Annotated in this window: 12 protein-coding genes and 2 pseudogenes; 7 read left to right on the forward strand and 7 right to left on the reverse strand. The window is 73.1% G+C overall.

Translation table 11 applies throughout. The features are described from left to right. Positions 1–490 precede the first annotated feature (490 nt). Both N8I84_RS05005 and N8I84_RS05010 read left to right on the forward strand, forming a co-directional pair. The gene (locus tag N8I84_RS05005) at positions 491–3283 is read left to right on the forward strand and encodes a SpoIIE family protein phosphatase/ATP-binding protein (RefSeq protein WP_263228386.1); all 2793 of its coding nucleotides are present in this window, start codon (positions 491–493) and stop codon (positions 3281–3283) included. A 181-nt stretch (positions 3284–3464) separates the two neighbouring features. Continuing rightward, positions 3465–4313, forward strand: coding sequence for a chitosanase (locus tag N8I84_RS05010; RefSeq protein ID WP_390898852.1), 849 nt, complete (start codon positions 3465–3467; stop codon positions 4311–4313). Between the two features lie 17 nt (positions 4314–4330). On the opposite strand, the pseudogene N8I84_RS05015 reads toward N8I84_RS05010, so the two are convergent. The 7 genes and pseudogenes from N8I84_RS05015 to N8I84_RS05045 all read right to left on the reverse strand — a co-directional run bounded on the left by N8I84_RS05015 (position 4331) and on the right by N8I84_RS05045 (position 12534). Beyond that, positions 4331–6231 (reverse strand): annotated as a pseudogene (locus tag N8I84_RS05015) (DUF2264 domain-containing protein). Next, on the reverse strand, positions 6228–7259 hold the full coding sequence (locus tag N8I84_RS05020) for a hydroxyacid dehydrogenase (protein ID WP_263228388.1): 1032 nt from the start codon (positions 7257–7259) through the stop codon (positions 6228–6230). Before N8I84_RS05020 ends, N8I84_RS05015 begins: the two are co-directional and overlap by 4 nt. A 56-nt stretch (positions 7260–7315) precedes the next feature. Continuing rightward, the gene (locus tag N8I84_RS05025) at positions 7316–8179 is read right to left on the reverse strand and encodes a carbohydrate ABC transporter permease (RefSeq protein ID WP_263228389.1); all 864 of its coding nucleotides are present in this window, start codon (positions 8177–8179) and stop codon (positions 7316–7318) included. Further along, positions 8176–9153 (reverse strand): carbohydrate ABC transporter permease, encoded by a 978-nt coding sequence (locus tag N8I84_RS05030; RefSeq protein ID WP_263228390.1) that lies wholly within the window; start codon positions 9151–9153, stop codon positions 8176–8178. The genes N8I84_RS05025 and N8I84_RS05030 overlap by 4 nt, the downstream gene beginning before the upstream one ends. A gap of 26 nt (positions 9154–9179) precedes the next feature. After that, entirely contained in the window at positions 9180–10511 is a 1332-nt protein-coding gene (locus N8I84_RS05035; protein ID WP_263228391.1) for an ABC transporter substrate-binding protein, read from the reverse strand. A 120-nt stretch (positions 10512–10631) separates the two neighbouring features. Further along, positions 10632–11714, reverse strand: coding sequence for a substrate-binding domain-containing protein (locus N8I84_RS05040; protein WP_263228392.1), 1083 nt, complete (start codon positions 11712–11714; stop codon positions 10632–10634). A gap of 88 nt (positions 11715–11802) precedes the next feature. After that, positions 11803–12534 carry an SOS response-associated peptidase gene (locus tag N8I84_RS05045; protein WP_263228393.1) on the reverse strand — a complete coding sequence of 244 codons (732 nt, stop codon included), beginning with the start codon at positions 12532–12534 and terminating at the stop codon, positions 11803–11805. Positions 12535–12772: 238 nt separating this feature from the next. Between N8I84_RS05045 and N8I84_RS05050 the strand changes: the two genes are divergently transcribed. The 5 genes and pseudogenes from N8I84_RS05050 (at position 12773) to N8I84_RS05070 (ending at position 22844) form a co-directional block, all read left to right on the forward strand. Then, the gene (locus N8I84_RS05050) at positions 12773–16192 is read left to right on the forward strand and encodes a DUF4132 domain-containing protein (protein ID WP_263228394.1); all 3420 of its coding nucleotides are present in this window, start codon (positions 12773–12775) and stop codon (positions 16190–16192) included. Then, positions 16189–17285: pseudogene (locus N8I84_RS05055) on the forward strand (ATP-binding protein). Before N8I84_RS05050 ends, N8I84_RS05055 begins: the two are co-directional and overlap by 4 nt. An 8-nt stretch (positions 17286–17293) precedes the next feature. After that, positions 17294–19654, forward strand: a complete 2361-nt coding sequence (locus N8I84_RS05060; protein WP_263228395.1) for a DUF5682 family protein — start codon at positions 17294–17296, stop codon at positions 19652–19654. Next, positions 19651–20850, forward strand: coding sequence for a VWA domain-containing protein (locus tag N8I84_RS05065; RefSeq protein ID WP_263228396.1), 1200 nt, complete (start codon positions 19651–19653; stop codon positions 20848–20850). Before N8I84_RS05060 ends, N8I84_RS05065 begins: the two co-directional genes overlap by 4 nt. Next, complete coding sequence (locus tag N8I84_RS05070) at positions 20847–22844, forward strand: hypothetical protein (protein WP_263228398.1); 1998 nt, start codon at positions 20847–20849, stop codon at positions 22842–22844. The genes N8I84_RS05065 and N8I84_RS05070 overlap by 4 nt, the downstream gene beginning before the upstream one ends. Position 22845 lies beyond the last annotated feature (1 nt).

Raw genomic sequence — 22845 nt, forward strand, 5'->3', positions numbered from 1 at the left:
CGGCTGCGGCTGCGTGCACAGGTGGTGCTGCACGCAGCGCATGGACGCTCCAACGCATGCATGGCCCCGGAGACGGGCCTGCACGGTCATGGTCCACACCCCCGTGCACGCCTCCCGGCTCAACCAAGTCGGGATCTGCTTTTCTGCCGTCCAGCGCAAGGCCCTCTCGCCCAACGACTTCACCGACCTGACCCAGGTCAGGGCCGCTGGTAGTCGGACCGATCCTCTGCCTTCGGGTGCCCACCGGCGCGCCGCATGAGCGCGTGAATCTCCTCGTTCACCTCGGCAGCAGGCCGCACGGAATCAGACACCCGGGGGTCGGGAACATGACACACGCCTGGGGGCGGCACCGACAGTGCACAATGGCCGACGTCTCACACACATCTCACAGACCTGGTGTGAGACGGCTGCCGTGATGTCTCCGCTCAGGACGTCATTGCCTTAGGGACACGCCCTCCCGGACACAGTTGCCGCCCGATAGAGTCGGCACATGGTCCGGCTTCCGGGTCGACCCGGTACCCGTTCGCCCCGTCGTGTCGGCGGTGTGCGCGCACCGGCGCACGACCGCGCTTCAGGGGCGTCCGAGCAGGGACCGGGGCGAGCGGCGCGCCGTTCGCTCGCGCGCCGCGAGCAGGAGGCGGCGGGCCGGTCCCGGTCGGGACTGCGTGCGGCGCTGAGCGGGCGCAGCGTCGCCGGGCAGGTCTTCGTCCTGCAGGTCGTCATCGTGCTGCTGCTGGTCGTCGCGGCGGTGACGGCGCTGCTGCTACAGGTGCGCCACGACACCACACAGGAGGCCCGCAACCGCTCCCTCGCGGTGGCCGAGGCGTTCGCCAACGCGCCGGGAACGGTCCAGGCGCTGGGCAGCCCCGACCCCACGGCCGTGCTGCAGCCGCGTGCCGAGGCCGCCCGCAAGGCCACGAAGGTCGACTTCATCGTCGTCATGAACACCGACGGGATCCGCTACACCCACCCCAGACCCGACCGCATCGGCAAGAAGTTCGTCGGGAACATCCAGCCGGCGCTGGCCGGTGGCACCGAGATCGAGGAGATCAACGGGACCATCGGGCGGCTGGTGCAGGCGGTGGTGCCCGTCAGGGGTCCCGACGGCAAGGTCGTGGGCCTGGTGGCGGCCGGGGTCACGACGGAACACGTGGGCGGCGCGGCGAACCGGCAGATGCCGCTCGTACTGGCCGCCGCGGCCGTGGGCCTCGCCCTGGCCACGGCGGGCACCGCACTCGTCAGCAGGCGGCTGCTGCGCCAGACCCACGGCCTGGGGCCGCGGGAGATGACCCGCATGTACGAGCACCACGACGCGGTGCTGCACTCGGTACGGGAAGGGGTGCTGATCCTCGGCGGAGACGGCGACCTGCTGCTCGCCAACGACGAGGCGCACCGCTTGCTCGGTCTGCCCAAGGACGCCGAGCGGCGGCATGTGTCCGAGCTCGGCCTCCCCGCGGAGACCGCCGCCCTCCTGGCGTCCGGACGGGTCGCCACCGACGAGGTGCACCTGGTCGGGGACCGGCTGCTGGCCATCAACCAGCGGCCCACCGACGTGGACGGCGGCCCGCCCGGAAGTGTGGCCACGCTCCGCGACTCGACGGAGCTGCGCGCCCTGTCCGGCCGGGCCGAGGTGGCGCGGGAACGCCTCAGCCTCCTCTACGACGCCGGTGTGGGCATCGGCACGAGCCTGGATGTGACGCGTACCGCCGAGGAGCTGACCGAACTGGCCGTCCCCCGGTTCGCGGACTTCGCCAGTGTGGACCTGTTCGACGCGGTGCTGGACGGCGAGGAGCCGGAGACGCGGAACGAGCTGCGCCGCGCGGCGTTCAGCGGTGTCCGCAAGGACACTCCCCTGTACTCGGTGGGCGAGCGGATCCAGTGGGTGGAGTCCTCTCCGCAGGCCGAGGGGCTGCGCGGCGCACGGGCCGTCCTCGAGCCCCGTCTCGACGAGGCTCCGGGCTGGCTGGCGCAGGACGCGGAGCGGACCGCCCAGGTGGTGGAGTACGGGATCCACTCGCTGATCACGGTGCCGGTGCGGGCGGGGTCCCTGATCCTGGGCCTGGTCAACTTCTGGCGCTGCGAGAAGCCGGAGCCCTTCGACGCGGAGGACCTGGCCCTCGCCGAGGAGCTGGTCGCCCGCGCCGCGGTCTCCATCGACAACGCTCGCCGCTTCACCCGCGAGCACAGCATGGCGGTGACGCTGCAGCGCAGTCTGCTGCCGCGGACACTACCCGAGCAGGGGGCCCTGGACATCGCCTACCGCTACCTTCCGGCGCAGGCCGGAGTGGGCGGTGACTGGTTCGACGTACTGCCGTTGTCCGGTGCCCGGGTGGCGCTGGTGGTGGGCGATGTCGTGGGCCACGGGCTGCACGCCGCCGCCACGATGGGGCGGCTGCGTACCGCGGTGCACAACTTCTCCGCGCTCGACCCGCCGCCCGACGAACTCCTCGGGCTGCTCGACGAGCTGGTCGGCCGCATCGACCAGGACGAGGCGGCCGATCCGGGCAGCGCCCCCGTCACGGGCGCGACCTGTCTGTACGCGGTCTACGACCCGGTCTCCCGGCGCTGCACCGTCGCCCGGGCCGGCCATCCGCCGCCGGCCGTGGTCCGGCCCGACGGCAGCGTGGAGTTCCCCGACGTTCCGGCCGGTCCCCCGCTCGGCCTCGGGGGGCTTCCGTTCGAGACGGCCGACCTGGAGCTGGCGGAGGGCAGCCGGTTGGTGCTGTACACCGACGGACTGGTCGAGGACCGGGACCGGGACATCGACGACGGTCTGGAGCTGCTGCGCACCGCGCTGGCCGGAGCCGGGCCGTCCCCGGAGGACACCTGCCGGGCCGTCCTGGAGTCGGAGCTGCCGGAGCGGCCGAGCGACGACATCGCCCTGATCGTCGCGCGCACCCGGGCCCTGGCCGCCGACCGGGTGGCCGAGTGGCCGGTGCCGACGGACCCGGCGGCCGTGGGCGAGGTGCGCGCGTCGGTGACCCGGCAACTGGCGCGGTGGGGTCTGGAAGAGCTGACGTTCACCACGGAGCTCATCCTCAGCGAGCTGGTCACCAACGCGATCCGGTACGGCAACGCGCCCGTGCTGGTCCGCATGCTGTACGACCGCAGCCTGATCTGCGAGGTCTTCGACGGCAGCACCACCTCACCCCATCTGCGGTACGCGGCCATGACCGACGAGGGCGGGCGCGGCCTGTTCCTCGTCGCCCAGCTCACCGAGCGCTGGGGCACCCGCTACACGCCCCGGGGCAAGGTCATCTGGGCCGAGCAGCCGCTGCCCTGAGGAGACGTCCCGCCAGGGGGAGGGCCCACCAGGGGACGGTCCGCCCATCTCCCGCTCTTTACCAGGAACTTGCCCGCCGCACGGGTGACGGCGCGCGCCACCTCTGATAGGAAACCGATAGGAAACCTTCCTAACAGTGCGCGCCCCAAGTTCCCACCCCCCACCTTCACTTGGAGTCCCTGTGGTGCATCTGAACCATGCCCCGGCAGCCACCGCCGGCACCTCGCGTCGCGCCGTCCTCGCCTTCCTGGGCGCCTCGCTGGCGGCCGTCCCGCTCCTCGACGCCCCGCGCGCCGCGGCGGCCCCCGAGGCCGCGAGAGCCGTCGGGCTCGACGACCCCGCGAAGAAGGAGATCGCCATGGAGCTGGTCTCGAGCGCGGAGAACTCCTCCCTCGACTGGAAGGCCCAGTACAAGTACATCGAGGACATCGGCGACGGCCGCGGCTACACCGCCGGCATCATCGGATTCTGCTCCGGCACCGGCGACATGCTGGAGCTCGTCCAGCTCTACACCGACCGCAAGCCCGGCAACGTCCTCGCCAAGTACCTGCCGGCACTGCGCCGGGTGAACGGCAGCGACTCCCACGACGGACTGGACCCGAACTTCCCCAAGGACTGGCGCAAGGCCGCGCAGGACACGGCGTTCCAGCAGGCGCAGAACGACGAACGCGACCGGGTGTACTTCAACCCGGCCGTCCAGCAGGGCAAGGCGGACGGGCTGGGCGTCCTGGGGCAGTTCACGTACTACGACGCCATCGTGATGCACGGCGACGGGGACGACCCGACGAGCTTCCGCAACATCCGCAAGCGGGCCCTGCGCACGGCGAAGCCGCCGGCGCAGGGCGGCGGCGAGGTCGCCTACCTGAACGCCTTCCTGGACGCGCGGGTGTGGGCCATGAAGCAGGAGGCGGCCCACAGCGACACCAGCCGGGTCGACACCGAGCAGCGGGTGTTCCTGCGCAAGGGCAATCTGAACCTCGACCCGCCGCTGGACTGGAAGGTGTACGGCGACAGCTACCACATCGGCTGACGAGCCGTCACCGTCACTCACTCGAGGAGCGAGACGCCGAACGGCCGGAACCCGACCCGGGACCGCACTCCGTCGCGGGCCCACGTCACCTCGACACCGTCGTCGTCGACCGTGACGTCGGCGACCGCCTCCGCCAGGGGCGCCGGGTCGGGTTCCGCGGTGAGACTCGCCAGGCACACGTGCACGGTGGTGCCGCCGGCCCGACCGGTGAGCCGGGGGACCCGGGCCCAGCGGGCGTAGGCGGTGCCGCCGGGCGCGGGCACCGGCTCCGGGTCTTCGTCCCAGCCGTACAGCCCGTGCAGCGCCGACACGAGGGGCTCCTCCGGGCCGGTGGCCCAGCCGGTGTGGGCGACCCGGGCGCCGTCCGGGGCGCCGATCACACGGTGGACGCGCAGCTCGTACCGTCCGCGGACCACCGTGACGCTCTCCACCCTCAGGCCGGGCGCCATCGGCGGCCCGGCGGCGAACACGGGCCGGTGCCAGGAGGCGGCCCAGCCCCAGCCGTCGCCGTGGTGCGCCCCCAAGGGGTGGACGCGCCGCCGTACGGTTCCCCGCCCCTCGACCTCGACGGACAGGTGGTTGTCCGGGATGTTCCCGATGGCCGTGGGACCGGTGCGGGTGGAGTACGCCTGGCGCCCGTAGTGCGGATCGTCCTCGGCGGCGAACTCGCCCTCGTGCGGCCGCACATGGTCGCTGCCGTGGTTGTGCAGCCGTACGATCCCGTCGGCCCGGGTGGCCTGCACCAGCAGCCCCGGCGCCGGCAGGGCGAGCACCCGGTCGGCCTCCTCGGCCGGCGCGGGCTCCTCCCGGGCCGTCCACAGGGGGTGACCGACGGGTGCCAGCAGGGACACGAACGCCTTGGACGCCCAGTACGGTGACGCCGGACCCGAGTAGGTCTGCAGGGTCGCCTCGTGCGGGCCGTGCCAGCCGAGGCTCAGCAGCCCGTCCTCGTTCAGTGCGCCGTGGTCCAGGAAGTAGCGCAGGCTGCCGCTCGCCAGGCGCCGGGAGGTGCCCGGGGTCAGCGGGGTGTGGCCGGTGAGGGCGCCCAGGCCGACGGCGGCCGACGCGGCGAAGCGGTACGCGAGCGACCGGCCGAAGTGCAGCGGCGCGCCGTCGGCGCCGAACATCAGCGAGAAGCCCTCCAGGTGCTCCCGCAGCCGCGCCCCGTAGCGCGCGGACGACTCCTCGTCCCCGGCGAGGTGGGCGTCGAGCACCGGGTACAGGTGCAGGGCCCAGCCGTTGTAGTGGTCGAAGGCGCGGCCGTCACCGTCCGCGTACCAGCCGTCGCCCCGGTACCACTCCTCCAGCAGCTCCAGCGCCCGCTGCCGTACCGCGGCCGTCTCCGCGTCGCCGCGGCCGACCGACTCCAGGAACCCGGCGACGGTGTACGGGAAGAGGTACCAGTTGTTGGGCGCGGGCGTGTGGCGCAGCGACCCGCGCAGCCATTCCTCCGCCCGGTCCTGGACGTCCGCGTCGAGGTTCTTCCACAGCCAGGGCGCGGTCAGCCGCAGCCCGAGCGCGACCGACGCGGACTCCACCATCGGCTGGCCCTGCACATCGTGGTCGAGGATCAGCGGCCAGGACTCGGCGTCGCCGCGTCCGGGAGTGCGGGTGCGGCGGCGAGGCCGCGCGCGTACCGCTCCAGCCAGCCGTGCGGGTCGTCCCCGGCGGCGCCCGCCACCCGGAAGGCGGCGGCGAGGAACGTGCGGGCGTAGCCCTCCAGTCCGTCGGAGCGCACTCCCGAGCGTGAGGGACGCCCGGGCAGGTCGAGCAGGGCGCAGCCCGGAGTGCTCCAGCGCCACGCGGACGCGAGCAGCCCGTCGGCGACGGCCTCCCAGTGGGCCCGCGTGTATCCGGTGTACGGGCTCGACTCGTGGTTCTCAGGGGGGAGTTCGAAGGGGGTGCCGGGGGTGCTCATGCCTGGAAGGCCAGCCTTTCGCGTCGTACGGGATGCAGGAAGCCTGCGCCGGAGGCCCAGCGCGCGGCCTCGGCGAGGGCGAGGTCGGCGAGGCGGCGCCACTCGTTGCCCTGGGAGCCGGCCAGGTGGGGGGTGAGGAGAACGTTGTCGCAGTCCCACAACGGGTGCCCGGGCGGCAGGACTTCGGGGTCGGTGACGTCGACGACGGCCCGGATGCGGCCGGCCGCGGCGGCCTCCGTGAGCGCGTCCTGGTCGACGACCGCGCCACGGGCGGTGTTGATCAGGACGGCGCCGGGGCGCATGGCCTCGACCAGTTCACGGCTGACCAGGCCCCGGGTGGCGGGCAGCAGCGGCGTGTGCACGCTGACGGTGTCGCTGCGGGCGAACAGCTCCTCCAACTCGACCCGTTCCACGCCGAGTTCGGCGGCGTCGGCGTCGGTGACGTACGGGTCGTGCAGGAGGAGGTGGAGGTCGTGGGGGTGGAGCAGTTCGATGACGCGGCGGCCGGTGAGCGATGCGGACAGGATGCCGACGGTGCGGCGGTGGTTGCCGATGGTGCGGGGGGTGCGCAGCCAGTCGTCGCGGGTACGGGTCGCGCGGTAGGCGCGGGCGCGTTCCAGGACGTGCTTGCCGGTGAGCAGGATCATCGCGAGGGTGTACTCGGCGACCGGGACGGCGTTGGCGGAAGCGGCGGAGGACACCTCGATGCCGCGCTCCCAGCAGGCGTCGGTGATGTGGCCGCGGACGCTGCCCGCGGTGTGCACGACCGCCCGCAGCCGGGGCGCCGCCGCGAGCGTGTCCTCGTCGAGCGGGGGGCAGCCCCAGCCGGTGACCAGCAGGTCGACGTGGGCGAGGACGGCCCGGGCCCGGGGTGTGGTGAAGTCGTCCAGGGCGGGCGGCGGGGTGAGATCGCAGAGCGCGGCGAGCGCGTCCAGCGACTCGGGGTCGAGGACGGCCGCGGCGGCCTCGGGGGACATGGCGAGGGCGGCACGGGGGCGAAAGCCGGGGCCCGGCGTCGAGACGGTCATGTCGGTCGGAGAACTCCTGACGGGAGGGGCTGTTCGGGGAACTCCTGCGAGAAGGGCTATTTGACGGCGCCGGCGGTCAGTCCGCTGCGCCAGAAGCGCTGCAGCAGGGCGAAGGCGAGGATCAGCGGGAGGACGGCGAGCAGCGAGCCCATGATCACCACGGGGTAGTACTCGGGTGACACGGAGGCCGAGCTGTTCCAGGTGTACAGGCCCAGGCTGACCGGATACAGGTCCTGGTCGGACAGCATCACCATGGGCAGGAAGAAGTTGTTCCAGATGGCGGTGAGCTGGAAGAGGAACACGGTCACCAGACCGGGGCCGAGCATGCGCAGCGCCACCCTGACGTACGTGGTCAGCTCGCCGGCGCCGTCCATACGCGCGGCCTCCAGGACCTCGTCGGGCACGTAGCCCTGGCTGAAGATACGGCCGAGGTAGACGCCGAACGGGTTGAACAGGACCGGGATGAACACCGCCCAGAAGGTGTTGACCAGGCCGGTGCCGGAGGCCATCAGGTACAGCGGCAGCGCGAGGACGGTCTGCGGGACCATCACCGCCGCGAGGACCAGGCCGAACAGCTTCTCCTTGTGCCGGAAGCGGTACTTGTCGAAGGCGTACCCGCAGGCCACGCTGATCAGGGCCCCGAGCGCGGCGCCGACGACCGCGTAGAGCAGGCTGTTGAGGTACCAGCGGCCGTACTGGCCGTCGTCCATGGCGAACAGGTCGTGCAGGTTCGTCAGGAAGGAGAAGTCCTTCAGGGACAGCAGATTGCTGCCGAACAGCGCGTCCCTGGTCTTGCCCGCGGCGAGGACCAGCCACAGCACCGGCAGCAGGGTGTACAGCACGGACAGCGCCACGATGGTGTTGACGGTGGCCCGGCCGAGCAGCCGGTGGCGTGGGAGGGTGGTGCCGGCGGCGCTCATCGGGCCTCCTCGGCGGTCGTGGAGCGGCTGGTGAAGCGGGTGACGCCGTAGGACAGGGCGATGGTGCACAGCAGCAGGACGACCGAGGCGGCCGCCGCCAGGCTGTAGTTGTTGCGGGTGAAGGCCGCGTCGTAGATGTACATGCTCGGCGAGAAGCGAGAGTTGATCATCGGTGAGGACTGGCTGAGGAGCATCGGCTCGGTGAACAGCTGCAGGCCCCAGATGAGGGTGAACATGGCGACCATCACGATGGAGGCGCGCACCAGCGGCGTCTTGACCTGCAGAGCCGTGCGCACCGGTCCGGCGCCGTCGACGACGGACGCCTCGATCACCTCGCGGGGCACGGCCTGCAGGGCGGCGTAGAAGACGACCATGTTGTAGCCGAGGTTGCTCCACAGGGCGATGTTCACCATGGAGGGCAGCACGGTGTGCAGGCCGAGGAAGTCGATGGTGATGTCGGCCTTGGCGAACAGGGCGATGACGGGGCTGATGCCCGGCGTGTAGAGGTAGAGCCAGATCAGGGCCGCGATGATGCCGGGAACGGCGTGCGGCAGGAAGAGCCCCAGCTGGGCCCAGGCGCGCAGGCGTACCACACCGGAGTCCAGCAGCAGCGCGAGCGCGAGCGCGCCGACGACCATGACCGGGATGTAGACCAGGCAGTACAGGGCGACCGTGCCGAGCCCGGACAGGAAGGTCGGGTCGGTGAGGACGGCCGCGTAGCTGCGCAGCCCGACGAAGACCGTGCGGCCGGGGCCGAAGCCGAGACCGGGGTGGTCGTCGCTGTAGAAGCTGAGGTAGAGGGCGGTGCCGACGGGGATCAGGAAGACGGTGACGAGCAGGACGAAGAAGGGCGCCATCAGGGCCGCGCAGGCGGCGAGTCGACGGCGCCTGGCGGCCCTGCGGGTGCGGCCGGCGGCGGCCGGGGCGGCGGTGTGGAGCGTGGTGGTCCGCGCGTGCGGGGTGGTCGCGGTCATGGGGCATCACCTGCCTTTCGGGCGGCTCAGGTGCTGTGCTGGGTGGTGGAGAGGCCCAGGGCCTTCAGGTCGGGCATGGTGCCGTCCTGAGCCGCGCGCACGGCGTCGATGAGGGTGCCCTTGCCGGCACCGACGCGGGCGAAGGAGTCCTGCATCACTCTCCCGGTGGCGGTCATCCGGGGTCCCCAGACCCAGCCGTCGCGGATCTTGTGGGCCTCCTGCTCGAAGAGCCGGTAGATGTCCTGGCCTCCGTAGTACGACCGGTCGAAGGCGGCGCGCCCCACGGCGACCAGGGCGGAGGCCGCCGGGTACTGGCTGCTGGTGCCGCTGGAGAGGCGGGCGCGCAGCGCGTCCGGGTGGGACACCTGCCACTCGATGAACTCCATGGCGGCCTCGGGGTGCCTGCTGTCCTTGGTGACGGCGAAGGTGGAGCCGCCGTGCGTGCCGACGTAGGGCCGGCCCGTGTCCCACTGGGGCAGCGGGGCGATCCGCCACCGGCCCTTCTGCGCGGGCCGCGCCTTCATCTGGGCACCTGCGTCCCAGGCGCCGCTCAGCCGGGTGAGGACCAGCCCGTTGCCGATCTGCGCGTCGGACTGCCGGCTTTCGACGGCGTTCATGAACACCACGTCGTCGTCGATCAGCCGCTGCCAGTACGCCGCGGTGCGCCGGGTGGGGGCGTCGGCGAGGGAGACGTTCCACGCGCCGTGGGAGGTGTCGAACCAGTGGGCGCCCGCCTGCCAGGAGTACGCGGCGAACTGCGTGGCCCCGTCGGTGGGGAACAGCACCAGCCGCCGCTCCGGGGCCTTGCGCCTGACGGTGCGGGCCAGGTCCGCGAACTCGTCCCAGGTACTCGGTACTTGGAGTCCGTACTGTTCGAACAGGTCCGCCCGGTAGTGCATGACCATCGGCTCGACGTCGAGGGGGACGCTGAACACGCGACCTTGAAAGGTGGTCAGGCCGAGGGCCTGCGGGAGCAGTCTGGCACGCAGGGTGTCGCTGACGAGCGCGGTGATGTCACGGGCGACGCCGTCGATGGCGAAGCCGGGGACCTGCGGGTACTCGATGGTGGCGACGTCGGGTGCGTTGCCGGCCCGGGCGGCGTTGCTGAGTTTCGCGTAGCCGCCCTGTCCTCCGGAGGGGATCTGCTGGAAGTCGACCTGGATGCGGTCATGTGTGCGATTGAACGCGTCCACCACCTCCTTGCTGCCGCGCAGGGCGGACCAGAAGGTGATGCGCGTGGTCCTGCCGGTGCCGCGCGACGGGGAACCCGCCGAGCCGCTGCAGGCGTTCACGGCCCCTGTCAGCGGTAGCGCGGCCATCGCGGCGAGCACGGATCGACGGCTCTGTCGACCAGGCATGGTGCCTCCCGCGGCTGCTGGTGTCCGTACGGACACGACCTGTTCGAGACACGGGAATCCTCACGGCCGCATAAGAAACGGTCAAGAGATCGATCAGAAGAAAATGAAACGGTCAAACGCTCATACCCGCTCGTGGGGCTCGCCGGTGGAGTCGCGGACCACCAGCGTGGGCAGCAGCTCGATGCGCTGGACCGATGGGAGCGCGCCGTTGCCGGAGCCTTCGAGCCGTCGCAGCAGCAGTTCGGCGGCGACGCGGCCCACCTCGCCCTTGGGCGGCGAGACGGCGGTCAGTCGCGGTGTGCCGAGCCCCGCCACCACGTCGTCGTACGCCACGACCGAGCAGTCCTGGGGGACCCGCACACCGTTCTCGGCGAGCTGCTGAACCAGCATCAGGGCGTCGACGTCGCCGTGCAGCACGGCCGCGGTGGCCCCGAGTTTGCGCAGCAGAGCGGCCAGGTCCGTCGACCCGCCCTCACCGGCCGCGGGCGAACTGAGCGCCCAGGCCCACTCCTCGACGAGCGGATGCGCCTCGGCGACCTCGCCCAGGGCGGCCCGCAGGCTGCGCGCGGTGGGGCTGTCGTCGCGTGTCGCGAAGACGATCCGCCGGTGCCCGAGACCCACCAGGTGCTGCACGGCGAGATGGGCGCCGTACCAGTGGTCGGAGCACACCGAGTCCATCGCGTGCAGGGCGCTGCCCTTGCGGGGCCGCCGTTCCATCAGCACCGTCGGTACGCCCAGGTCCGCGAGCCACTCGTGGTCGGCCTCCTCGGCCGCCGGAGTGCGCCACCGCGGCGCGAGGAGAACACCGCGTACGCCCTCCGCCAGCGCCCGCTCCACCTGCGGGCGTTCCGCTCCGGGAACCTGCGGCGCGATGTGCAGGGCGATGCGCAGGCCGGCCTCCTCCAGCGCGGTGCGGGCCCCGTGCAGGGTCTCGTAGAGGTACGAATGCCGCTCGGGCACCACCACGGCGACCGTGTCCCCGTCCGCGACGGGGGTGCCCGGCACCTCCTGAGCGGGAAGCGTCGAGCGGACCACCCCGTGACCGCGCCGAAGCTTCCCCTCTCGGGTCAGCTCCTCCACGTCCCGGCGGATCGTCACCACGGACACCTGGAGCTCGGCGGCGAGGTCCCGCACACGCGCCGCACCGCGCGTCTGCACCGCGGCCAGGATCCGCCGACGCCTGAGATCGACCGGCTCACGCATGAGGCCTCCCCGCCCTTGAATGTTCGTTTGAGCGATTCGGGGACCAGCATACGAGCGAATGCGCCGACGGGCGTCGAGTCGTCGGAGTCTACGCCTCGGCTCGCTCCAGCAGCTGGGGGCCGTTGTTCCGGACGTCGTTGACGGCCGTGGAGACGGGGTGGGCGTCCAGACGGCCGTCCGCGGGAGGGTTCAGCAGGGCGCGCAGCCGGGCCGGGTCCTGGTGCGCGGGGTCGAGCCAGGCGTCCTGGTGGCCGGGGTCGACGGCCAGCGGCATCCGGGGGTGGATGCGGCCCGCGGCGTCGGTGGCCTCCGTGGTGAGGATGGTGCAGGTCGTCCACCAGGCGGAATCGTCGTCCTCGGCCGCCGAAGGGTCGCGCCAGAACTCGTACAGCCCCGCCAGGGCCATGACCTGACCGTCCTGCGGGCTGATGAAGTACGGCTGCTTGCGGGCCTTCCCCTTGCCGGTGGCCGGGATCTGCTGCCACTCGTAGAAGCCGTCGGCGGGCAGCAGACAGCGCCGCCTGACGAAGGCCAGGCGGAAGGCGGGCTTCTCGTGCACTGTCTCCATCCGCGCGTTGATCATCCTGGCGCCGATCTTCGGGTCCTTCGCCCAGGACGGCACCAGGCCCCACCGCAGCGGGCGCAACTGCCGCCGGACGGCTCCCGAGCCGTGAGGGGCGCGTTCGAGGACCGCCCACACGTCGTCCGTCGGAGCGACGTTCCAGCTCGGCGGCAGGTCGTCCCGCTGGTCCCAGTCGGTGACCCTGAACAGTCGTACGAGGTCCTGGGGGCCACGGGTGGAGACATATCGACCGCACATACCAGACCACCCCTCTGACCTGGGGAAATACTAAAGTATACGGTTCGGTCCGCAGCAGGTCAGAACGGTGCCGGGTCAGCGCCGGATCCGCCACCTTCACCGCAGGCCGCTGGGCACGGCCGTCGTGGTGGTCGGATGCCATTGCGGGCGGGGAGTTGTCAGTGGGCCCGGCTACGGTGGCGGCCAACTGATCAAGCGATCGATCCGGCCACAGGTCGGCGTCGGCGGAGGAGGGGCTGTGCGGCAGCGTTGGGAGTCGACGGAAGACGGTGCGGAAAAGGAGCCGTCCGGCGCCGGTGCGCAGGGGGCGGACGGGCACGGGCCCGTCGCGCTGCCCGACGAGGAGTCCTTCCGGATGCCTCCCGCCTGGCGGCGGCTGGTGTTTCCGCGGCGCGGCGGGATCGCGCGGAGCGTCGACGGCCTGCACCCCGAGGCCGAGGTGCGGGCGGCGCACCGGTTGAAGGAGGAGGCCGACTGGGTCGAGGCGATGCTCACCGCCCCGAAGAGCGACCCGCGGATCGTCGAGGCCACCCGCGCGCATCTGAACGGCAGCCACAACCCGTTGGGGGCTGCGGTGGTGGCATCGCTGACCTTCCACTGGCAGTATCCGGACGGCGTCTTCGTCGACGCCTGGGTCAGCGCGCACGGTCTGCCGTTCGCCGCGCAGGCGGTGGTGGAGTACTTCGACGTCGAGCCGCACTACATGCAGTACGGCGGTCGCCGTGAGGATCCCTGGCTCGGTTTCCGCGCGGGAGCCGCCGCCGACAGCGCCTGGGCGCGGCTGAAGTTCGCCGACCGGATGCGCGCCCTGCTGTCCGTTGCCGACGACGAGGCCTATCAGCAGACCGTCGATGCCCTGGCCCGCTGCCGGAGCGGCGTGCGCCGCCGCTTCGTCGTGTCGTATCTACTGCCCACCGAGCAGGCGTGGGTCGACGAGTGCTGCGCGGAGGTGGCGGCGGCCGACGCGAGGCTGCGAGAGATGCTGCTGTGCTCGCTGGGCTCCCCGGCGCAACTGGAGCCCTTCGGCCGGCGGCCCGGTCTCGGCTGGAGCGGCTGGTCCACCGCCCTGGTCGCCACGCTCGCCGAGGGCACCGGCAAGGCCTTCGCACCGCTCCTGGACGAGGCCCTCGACCAGGCGTACGGATCCGACCGGGTCAAGGGTCTCGCCGGTGCCCTGGTGGAGCTGCCGACGGACGACGCCTTCCGTGTCCTGCTGGACCGAGTCGAGGACAAGCACGTCCGTCCCCACCTGCTGGAGGCGACGCGGCGCTACCCGGTGCGTGCGCTGCGGCTGCTCGGCGCGGCGGCGACCGGCCCCGGCAAGAACGCGTCCATGGCCGGCCAGTTGCTCGGCGCGCACGTCCGCGCCCACGCCGACCTGACCGCGGCCGTCCTGCACGACCTGCCCGCCGAGACGGCAGCCCTCGTCGAGCCGCTGCTCAGCCGCAGTGACCGGGTGGCCGACGCCCCCGCGCAGGCGCTGCCCCCGCTCCTGGTCGGCCCGCCGTGGACGACGAAGCGCAAGACCCGCAAGGCGCGTGTGGCCGCGGAGACGCCGGCGGCCCCGGAGGCGCAGGTCGCCTGGCAGCCGGGCGAGCAGCAGGCGTGGGCCGACACCGAGGGCTGGTATCGCGGGTGGCGCCGTCAGTACGGCTGGGCCGACGAGATCAAGGCCCTCCAGCAGGGCAGGCAGATGAAGAGTGTCCGGGACGTCGGGCTGTTCGTCGACGGACCCGAGGACGTGGTGCGCCCGCTGCTCGCCGAGTGCGCCCCGGAGGACTACTGGGACGGCGAGGCCGCGCTGAAGCCGGTCGCCGCCAAGTACGGGGTGGCCGCCCTGCCGCTGCTGCGGCGCGCCGCCGCCCGGCACCCGAGCACCCTCGGAGGGCTGCTGCTGCCCTATCGGAGCGTCGAGGTCGCCGAGTTGGTGTGCGACTGGCTGGCGCGGCTGAAGTCGGCCGACGCCACGGCCCGTGCCTGGCTGGCGCGGCACGGTCTGGACGCCGTCGCCGTGCTCGCACCGCACGCGGTGGGCCCGGTCGGCGCGGTCCGGCGCGGCGCCGAGAAGGCGTTGCGGCTGGTGGCCGACGCCCACGGCGGCGAGGCGGTGCTGGCGGCCGTCGCCGGATGCGGCCCGGAGGCCGCGGTCATCGTCGAGGAGACGCTGTCCGCCGACCCGCTGGTCAGCGCCCTGCCCACGCGCATACCGGCTGTCGGTGCCTGGGCCGACCCCGCGCTGCTGCCGCAGATCCTGCTCACCGAGGGCGGCGCCCTGCCCGACCACGCTGTGCGCCACGCCTTGACGATCCTGGCGCTGTCCAAGCCCGGCGAGGTCTACCCGGGCCTGGAGGTGCTGACCGAGCACTGCACCGCCGACTCCCTCGCCGCTTTCGTCTGGGACCTGTTCGAGCAGTGGCGGCTGGCCGGGATGCCCGCCAAGGAGAGCTGGGCGCTGCATGCGCTCGGCTGGCTCGGGAACGACGACACGGTGCGCCGGCTCACCCCCGTGCTGCGGGCCTGGCCGGGCGAGGGCGCCCACCACCGCGCCGTGGAGGGACTGACCGTGCTGGCGAGCATCGGCACCGACGTGGCGCTGATGCATCTGCACGGAATCGCCCAGCGGGTGCCCTTCAAGGCGCTGAAGCTCCGCGCGCAGGAGAGGATCGCCGAGGTCGCCCAGGAGCTGGGGCTCACCGGCGAACAGCTGGGCGACCGGCTCGTGCCCGACCTCGGCCTCGACGCGAACGGCAGCACCGTCATCGACTACGGGCCCCGGCAGTTCACCGTCGGCTTCGACGAGCAGCTGCGCCCCTACGTCCGGGACGCCGACGGCAAGCCGCGCAAGGCCCTGCCCGCGCCCGGAGTCAAGGACGACCCGGAGCTGGCGCCGGCGGAGCGAAAGCGGTTCGCCGCGCTGAAGAAGGACGTCCGCACGATCGCCGCCGACCAGGTGCGGCGGCTGGAGGCGGCGATGGTGGCCCAGCGCACCTGGACCGCCGCGGAGTTCCGGGAGCTGTTCGTCGCCCACCCTCTGGTGTGGCACCTCGTCCGCCGCCTGGTGTGGCTCAGCGACGACGCACCCGGGGACGGCTCGGGCGGGACGAGGGCCTTCCGGGTGGCGGAGGACCGCACCTTCGCCGACGTCCACGACGACGAGTTGCCCCTGCCCGAGGAGGCCACCGTACGGGTGGCGCACCCGCTGCACCTGGGTGATGACCTGGCGGCCTGGTCGGAGCTGTTCGCCGACTACGAGATCCTCCAGCCGTTCCCTCAGCTGGGCCGGGCCGTGCACACGCTGACCGAGCAGGAGGCCGCCGGGCACCGGCTGACCCGGTTCGAGGGCGCGACCGTACCGGTCGGCAAGCTGCTCGGCCTGACCAAGCGTGGCTGGGAGCGCGGCGAGCCGCAGGACGCGGGCGTGGAGCGCTGGTTCCACCGGCGGATCGACGACGGCCACTACGTGGTGATCGGACTCGACGAGGGGATCGCCGTGGGCGTGCCGGACATGTTCCCCGACCAGACCTTCGAGACGGTCTGGCTCGACTCCCAGCCCTGTGACTACTGGCGGAGCCGGACATACCCGCTGCGCTTCGGCGCTCTGGACCCGGTCATCGCCTCCGAGATCCTCGCCGACCTGACGGAGGTGACCGCCAAGTGACCGCCGCCGTCGAAGAGACCGGCGAGGCGCTGCTCCAGCGGCCGCCCGCCGAACTGCGCCACGCCGACGAACTCGCCGCCCTGCGCGCGGCGGACGGCGATCCCCGTCCCCCGGCTGGCAGCTCAGCCTGCGGGCCGCCCGCCGCTTCATCGTCGGTGACGAACAGGCGGGTGTCAGCCGCAAGTTCGTCGGCGACGTCTCCCTCGTGGAGCGGGCCCTGGTGACGCTGGCGACCAACCGCGGCCTGATGCTCGTGGGCGAGCCCGGCACCGCCAAGTCGCTGCTGTCGGAGCTGATCGCGGCGGCCGTCAGCGGCAGTTCCGCGCTCACGGTGCAGGGCGGTGCGGCCACCACGGAGGACCAGATCAAGTACTCCTGGAACTACGCCCTGCTGGTCTCCGAAGGTCCGTCCCCGCGCTCGCTGGTGCCCGCGCCGATGCTGCGCGGCATGGCGGAGGGCCGGATCGTACGCTTCGAGGAGATCACCCGCTGCCCGCTGGAGGTGCAGGACTGCCTGCTGTCCCTGCTGTCCGACCGGGTCATCACCATTCCTGAACTGGACGGCCCGCAGGGCCTGGTCTTCGCCAAGCAGGGCTTCAACGTCATCGCCACCGCCAACACCCGCGACCGGGGCGTCAACGAGATGAGCGCCGCGCTCAAACGGCGGTTCAACTTCGAGACGGTGTTCCCCATCGCCGACTTCGACACGGAGCTCGCCCTCGTCGAGGCCGAGGCCACGGCACTGCTGCGGCAGTCCGGGGTCGAGCCGCCGCCGCGCCGGGACGTGCTGGAGGTGCTGGTGGGCACCTTCCGCGAACTGCGGGGCAGCGCGGCGCAGGGCGAGCGGCTGTCCACGGTGATGAGCACCGCGGAGGCCGTGTCCGTGGCACACGCGGTCGGGGTACGGGCCTGGTTCCTGCGCGGGGAACCGGGCAGCGCCGCCGACGTGGTGGCGTGCCTCGCCGGTACGGCCGCCAAGGACAGCCCCGAGGACCTGGCCCGCCTGCGCCGCTTCCTTCAGCAGGAGGCGCCGCGCCGTGCCGGTCCGCAGTGGCAGGCCCTGTACGACGCACGTCACCTCATGGCCGGCTGATGCCGGCCATGAGGTCGCCCGTCTTCCTCGGGGTCCGTCACCACTCCCCCGCCTGCGCCCGCCTGGTGGCCCGGACGATCGGCTCCCTGCGGCCGGCGTATGTGCTGGTGGAGGGGCCGGCGGACATGAACGACCGGCTGGAGGAACTGCTCCTCGGGCACACGCTGCCGATCGCCGTGTTCAGCCACTACCGCGACGAGCAGCGCGTGGCGACGTCCTGGACACCGCTGTGCGACTACTCCCCGGAGTGGATCGCCCTGCGGGAGGGGCGGGCGGCGGGAGCCCAGGTGCGCTTCATCGACCTGCCGGCCTGGCATCCGGCGCTCGCGGAGGGCGGCGACCGGTACGCCAACCGGTACGCGGACGCCGAGGCGAGGTACGCGGAGGCGACGACACGGCTGTGCACGCACTTCGCCGTCGATTCGGTGGACGCACTCTGGGACGGGTTGTTCGAGGTGACCGACCCGGGTGACGCCGACGGTTCCGGGGCCGGCGGCGAACCGGGCGATGCGGAGGACCTGCGTGCCCGGCTCGACGCCTACTTCTCCCTGGTGCGCGGCGACGCGGAGGCGGATCCGGGAGACCGGGCGCGCGAGGAGTACATGGCGTCCTGGGTGCGCGCCGCGCTCGCTCGGGCCGGAGACCGCCCGGTGCTGGTGGTCACCGGCGGCTTCCACCAGCCTGCGCTCCGCGCCCTGTCCGCCCTGCCGTCCCCGCAGGGGGCCGGCGGGGCCGACTGGCCGAGCGTGCCCGAACCGCCCGAGGGGGCGCTCGGCGGAAGCTTCCTGGTGCCGTACTCCTTCCACCGACTGGACGCCTTCGCCGGCTACCAGTCCGGCATGCCCTCGCCCGGCTACTACCAGCAACTGTGGGAGACGGACCCGGCAAACGCCGCGCGGGGTCTGCTGCGCGCGGTCACCGAGCGGCTGCGCACCCGTGGGATCCGGCTGTCGACGGCCGACCTGATCGCAGCCCGCACTCTGGCCCAGGGGCTGGCCCGGCTGCGCGGTCATCCGTACGAGACCCGGGTGGACGTCCTCGACGGCCTGGCCGGCGCCGTGATCGCGGACGACCTGGACCGGCCGCTGCCGTGGACCACCCGAGGCACGCTCGGCGCCGGCACCCATCCGGTGGTGGTGGAGATGGTCGCCGCCTGCACCGGCGAGGCCGTGGGCCGGCTGCACCCGGACACCCCGCTGCCCCCGTTGGTGCACGACGTGGCCGCACACCTCGCCCGCCTGGGTCTGGCCGACGCCGACGCGCCGGTCACTCTGGACCTGACGAAGGCGCCGGACCTGTCCCGCAGCCGCGCGCTGCACCGGCTGCGCGTGCTGGGCGTACCGGGCTTCAGCCGGGTCTCGGGCCCGGCCGACGGAGCCGACCCGGTGTTCACCGAGGTGTGGACGCCAGGGCCGGCAGCCCGGCGCGAGGCCGCTCTCATCGAGGCAGGCGCCTACGGAGCCCGCCTGGACGAGGCCGCCGCGGCGCTGCTCGGCGAGCGGATGCACGCGGCGGGCCCGGCGGTCGGTGCGCTGGCCGGGTTGCTGTTCGACGCGGTGCTGTGCGGGGTCGGGCCCCTCTGCGAGGACCTGCTGGTGTCCCTCGCGGCCCGGGTGGGACAGGTCGGCGACCTGGGGTCGCTCGGCGAGGTGCTGGCGGCGACGCTCGGCCTGTGGCGGCACGACCGGGTGTTCGGCGTGGCCCGCGACCGGCTGCTCGGAGCTGTGGTCGGCGGCGCCGCCGACCGGGTGTTCTGGCTGGCGGAGGGCCTGCACGGCGACCGCGGCGCGGACCTTCCCCGGCTGCGTGCCATGGCGGCCGCGCGGGACGCGCTGCGGCACGCGCCCGACCTGATGTCGGTCACCCCGCAGGCCGCCGCCGAGGCCGCCGCGCGCATCAGCCGCGATCCGCGCGCCCCAGCCGATCTGCGCGGCGCCGCCTTCGGGCTGCGCTGGGCCCTGGGCGTCCCGGGCGATCCCGGACCGGTGGTGCAGGCGCTGGCCTCGGCCGCCGTGGACACCCTCGGCGACTGGCTGACCGGCCTGTTCGCCGTGGCCCGTGAGGAGGTGGCGCGGGCCACTGGGACTGGCGAGGACTCCCTGGTCGACGTCGTGGACGGCGTCGTATCGGCGATGGCCGAGGGCGACTTTCTCACCGGCCTGCCCGCGCTCCGGCAAGCCTTCGCCTTCTTCCCGCCCCGCGAACGGGAGCGCATCGCCGAACACCTGCTGCACCGCCGCGGCCTGCGCGGCTCGGCGCGCTCCCTGCTGCGCACCTCCGCCGACCCCCTGCTGCAGGCCCGTGCCCGGGCCCTGGAGGAGAACGTGATCCAACTGCTCGACCGCCACGGCCTGGGGGCACCCCGATGAACTCCACGCTGCCCGAACCGGCGCCGGAGCCGTCCGGCGCACCGTCGGCCCCCGACCCCGGCCTGGAGCGCTGGCGGCTCGTCCTGGGCGCCGCCGCCGAACGCTGCACCGGCCCCCTGCACGGCGCGGCCGCCGCGCGGGACGCCGCCCTGGAGTGGCTCTACGGCCGCGACGACGACCTGCGCCGACGCGGGGTGCGCCGCGGTACGGCGGACTCCCGCGAGGCCGGCACCGGCCCGTCCCGACCGACCGCGGTCGACTGGCTGGACGACATCCACCGCCTCTTCCCCAAGACGACGGTGGAACGGCTGGAGCGCGACGCGGTGGAGCGGTACCAGATCCATGAGATCGTCACCGACCCGGACGTCCTCGCCCGCGTGGAACCGAGCCAGACCCTCCTGCGCGCCGTCCTGCGCACCAAGCACCTGATGAACCCCGAGGTGCTGGCGGCGGCCCGGCGGATCGTCGAGACGGTCGTACGGCAGCTGATGGAGCGTCTGCGGCCACAGGTGCGGCGCGCGTTCACCGGTTCCCGCTCCCGCCGCCCCAGCCGGCTGCCGATCGCCCGGGACTTCGACTTCCGCGCCACCATCCGCGCCAACCTCGCCCACTACCAGCCCGAGGAGCGCCGCATTCTCATCGAGCGGCCGCACTTCCACTCCCGCACCCGCCGCCACCTGGAACAGTGGCAACTGGTGCTGCTGGTCGACCAGTCCGGCTCCATGGCCGGCTCGGTGATCCACTCGGCGGTCACGGCCGCCTGCCTGTGGAGCCTGCCGGGGCTGAAGACGCACCTGGTCGCCTTCGACACCGCGGTGGTCGACCTGACCTCCGACGTGACCGACCCGGTGGAACTGCTGATGCGGGTACAGCTCGGCGGCGGCACCGACATCGCGCGGGCCGTCGACTACGGCGCCTCGCTGGTCGAGAACCCGCGGCGGGCCATCGTCGCCCTCGTGTCCGACTTCTACGAGGGCGGCGACCCGTACCGCCTGGTGCGCACCGTGCGGCACCTCGTCGAGCAGGGCACGACCGTGCTGTGCCTGGCCGCCCTCGACGAGGCCGCCGATCCCGTCTACGACCGTGCCCTGGCCGGGAGGCTGGCCGAGGCGGGTGCCCCGGTGGGCGCGATGACGCCGGGCGCGCTCGCGGAGTTCGTCGCCGAGCACATCGGCCGGGGAGGGCAGGCCCGATGACCCGTGCGGACCTGCTCGTGCTCACGCCGGAGACCCTCGCGTCGCTCGCCAACCGCGGCCTCGTCAAACGCGCCGAGAAGGACCTGGCGGCCGGCTCCGGGCCGGTGGTGACGACCGGCGACGACGGCACCGTACGCGGCGCCTTCCCGGACGGCACGGAAGCCGCGCTCCCTGCGGGCATCGCCCTGGAGGCCGCCGACTGCAGCTGCGCCGCACCGGGCGTGTGCCGGCACCGGATCGCGCTGGTGCTGGCCTACCAGCGATCCGCGCCCTCGGCGCCGGACGACACGCAGGTGGCCGAGGAGCCGTTCACCGACTGGTCGCCGGCCGAGTTCGACGACGACGGGCTGGCGACGGCGCTGGGCCGCCCCGCCGTGACCGCCGCCCGCCGCACCAGGGAGCGCGGCTACACGGCCCGTGTGCACCGTCCCACCGCCACCGACCCGGCGCCTCGCGTGGAACTGCCCACCTGCACCGTCCGCTTCCCGGTCCCGCACGAACTGGGCTACGCCCTCTCCGACGCGGCGGCTCCGCTGCGCGGCGAGGTCGTCACCCTGGCGGTCTGGGCGTTCCGCGCCGCGGACGCCGAACAAGCGGAGGAAGTGACCGTCGGTGGCCGTACGACCGCCCCGGCCGGAGCCGACGACGCGCTACGCGCGGCCGTGGCACTCGCCGACGAACTCCTCCTGGACGGCGTGCAACAGGCCGGGCCGGTCTTCACCGGCTCACTACGCCGCGCCGAACAGGCGCTGACCGCCGTCTCCCACCACTGGCCCGCCGGCGCGGTGGCCGACCTGCGGGACCAGTTGGAGGCCTACGCGGCCCGCGCCAGTCGCTACGCGCCCGAACGCCTGGCCCTGCTCCTTGCCGAACTGCACGCCCGGCACCGCGGGGCCGATCGCAACCGGGTCGGCGTGCTGGGCACCTCGGAGGCACCGGTGACACCGCTGCGGCGGGTGCGTCTGGTGGCGCTGGGTTGCCGGATCGGCGGCACCGCCCGGGACCGTACGGCCGAGACGTACTTCGCGCACGCCGACGCCGGCACCGTGCTGGTCCTGCGCAAGCGGTGGGAGCTGACGGGAGATCAGGCACCCACCGGCCACGAGCTGTCGACGCGCCGCCTGCTCGGTTCACCGCTGCGCGCGCTGGCCACGGCCAACGTCGTCAGCGAGCACACCGCACGGGCCGCCGACCGCACAGTCGTCCTCTCGCGGGGCCGGATCGCCGCGACCAGCATCACACCCGTCGGCTCCGCATGGACGGAACTGCCGGACAGGCTGCTGCTGCGGGACACCGCCGCACATCTGCGGGAGGCCGGCGAACGTCCACCACGTCTGATCCGTCCCCGGGTCGAGGCGGATGCGGTACGGGTCATCGCGGTCGACACCGTGGACGACATCGGCTACGACCCCGCCGGGCAGCGCCTGGAAGCGGTGCTGCGCGATCCCGCGGGCAACCCCGTCCACCTCCGTGCCGAGTACAACCCGCTGTGCCCCGGTGGCCTGGACGCCCTGGCCGCCGCGCTGGCCGACGGCGAGGTCCACTGCGTCAGCGGCATGCTGGGCCGGGGCCGCGGCCGGATCGTCCTGGACCCGCTGGCCGTCCTCACCTCTGAGGGCGTCACCGTCCCGGACTTGGCCCCGGGCGAGGGCGACACCAGGCTCACCACGATCCGCCCCCGCCCGTCCGACCCGATCACGACGACCCTCGAGTCGGCACTCACCGCCCTGGCCGACGCGGCCCATCACGGCCTGCGCCACCTCACCGGCACGTCCCGCACCACCCTCGCGGACACTGCCACACACCTGCGCCGCACCGGCCTGCGCACCGCCGCCCGCCTCGTGGACGCCCTGACCGGCGCCCTGCACACCCAGGGCGCGACGGCGGCCGTCCCCCACTGGGTGGCTGCCCACATCCACCTGACGACGAGCCTGGACCTGCACCAGGAGAACGCACTGGAGACACCGGTGGCGGAAAGGGGAGGCAGCCACTGAT

Source organism: Streptomyces cynarae, from assembly GCF_025642135.1.
Taxonomy (GTDB): Bacteria; Actinomycetota; Actinomycetes; order Streptomycetales; family Streptomycetaceae; genus Streptomyces; species Streptomyces cynarae.

Bases quoted from the DNA above. Each gene is read 5' to 3' on its own strand.
- N8I84_RS05035 (WP_263228391.1), bottom strand. From the start codon at position 10,511: ATGCCTGGTCGACAGAGCCGTCGATCCGTGCTCGCCGCGATGGCCGCG.
- N8I84_RS05065 (WP_263228396.1), top strand. From the start codon at position 19,651: ATGAACTCCACGCTGCCCGAACCGGCGCCGGAGCCGTCCGGCGCACCG.
- N8I84_RS05040 (WP_263228392.1), bottom strand. From the start codon at position 11,714: ATGCGTGAGCCGGTCGATCTCAGGCGTCGGCGGATCCTGGCCGCGGTG.
- N8I84_RS05045 (WP_263228393.1), bottom strand. From the start codon at position 12,534: ATGTGCGGTCGATATGTCTCCACCCGTGGCCCCCAGGACCTCGTACGA.
- N8I84_RS05005 (WP_263228386.1), top strand. From the start codon at position 491: ATGGTCCGGCTTCCGGGTCGACCCGGTACCCGTTCGCCCCGTCGTGTC.
- N8I84_RS05030 (WP_263228390.1), bottom strand. From the start codon at position 9,153: ATGACCGCGACCACCCCGCACGCGCGGACCACCACGCTCCACACCGCC.
- N8I84_RS05060 (WP_263228395.1), top strand. From the start codon at position 17,294: ATGAGGTCGCCCGTCTTCCTCGGGGTCCGTCACCACTCCCCCGCCTGC.
- N8I84_RS05025 (WP_263228389.1), bottom strand. From the start codon at position 8,179: ATGAGCGCCGCCGGCACCACCCTCCCACGCCACCGGCTGCTCGGCCGG.
- N8I84_RS05020 (WP_263228388.1), bottom strand. From the start codon at position 7,259: ATGACCGTCTCGACGCCGGGCCCCGGCTTTCGCCCCCGTGCCGCCCTC.
- N8I84_RS05070 (WP_263228398.1), top strand. From the start codon at position 20,847: ATGACCCGTGCGGACCTGCTCGTGCTCACGCCGGAGACCCTCGCGTCG.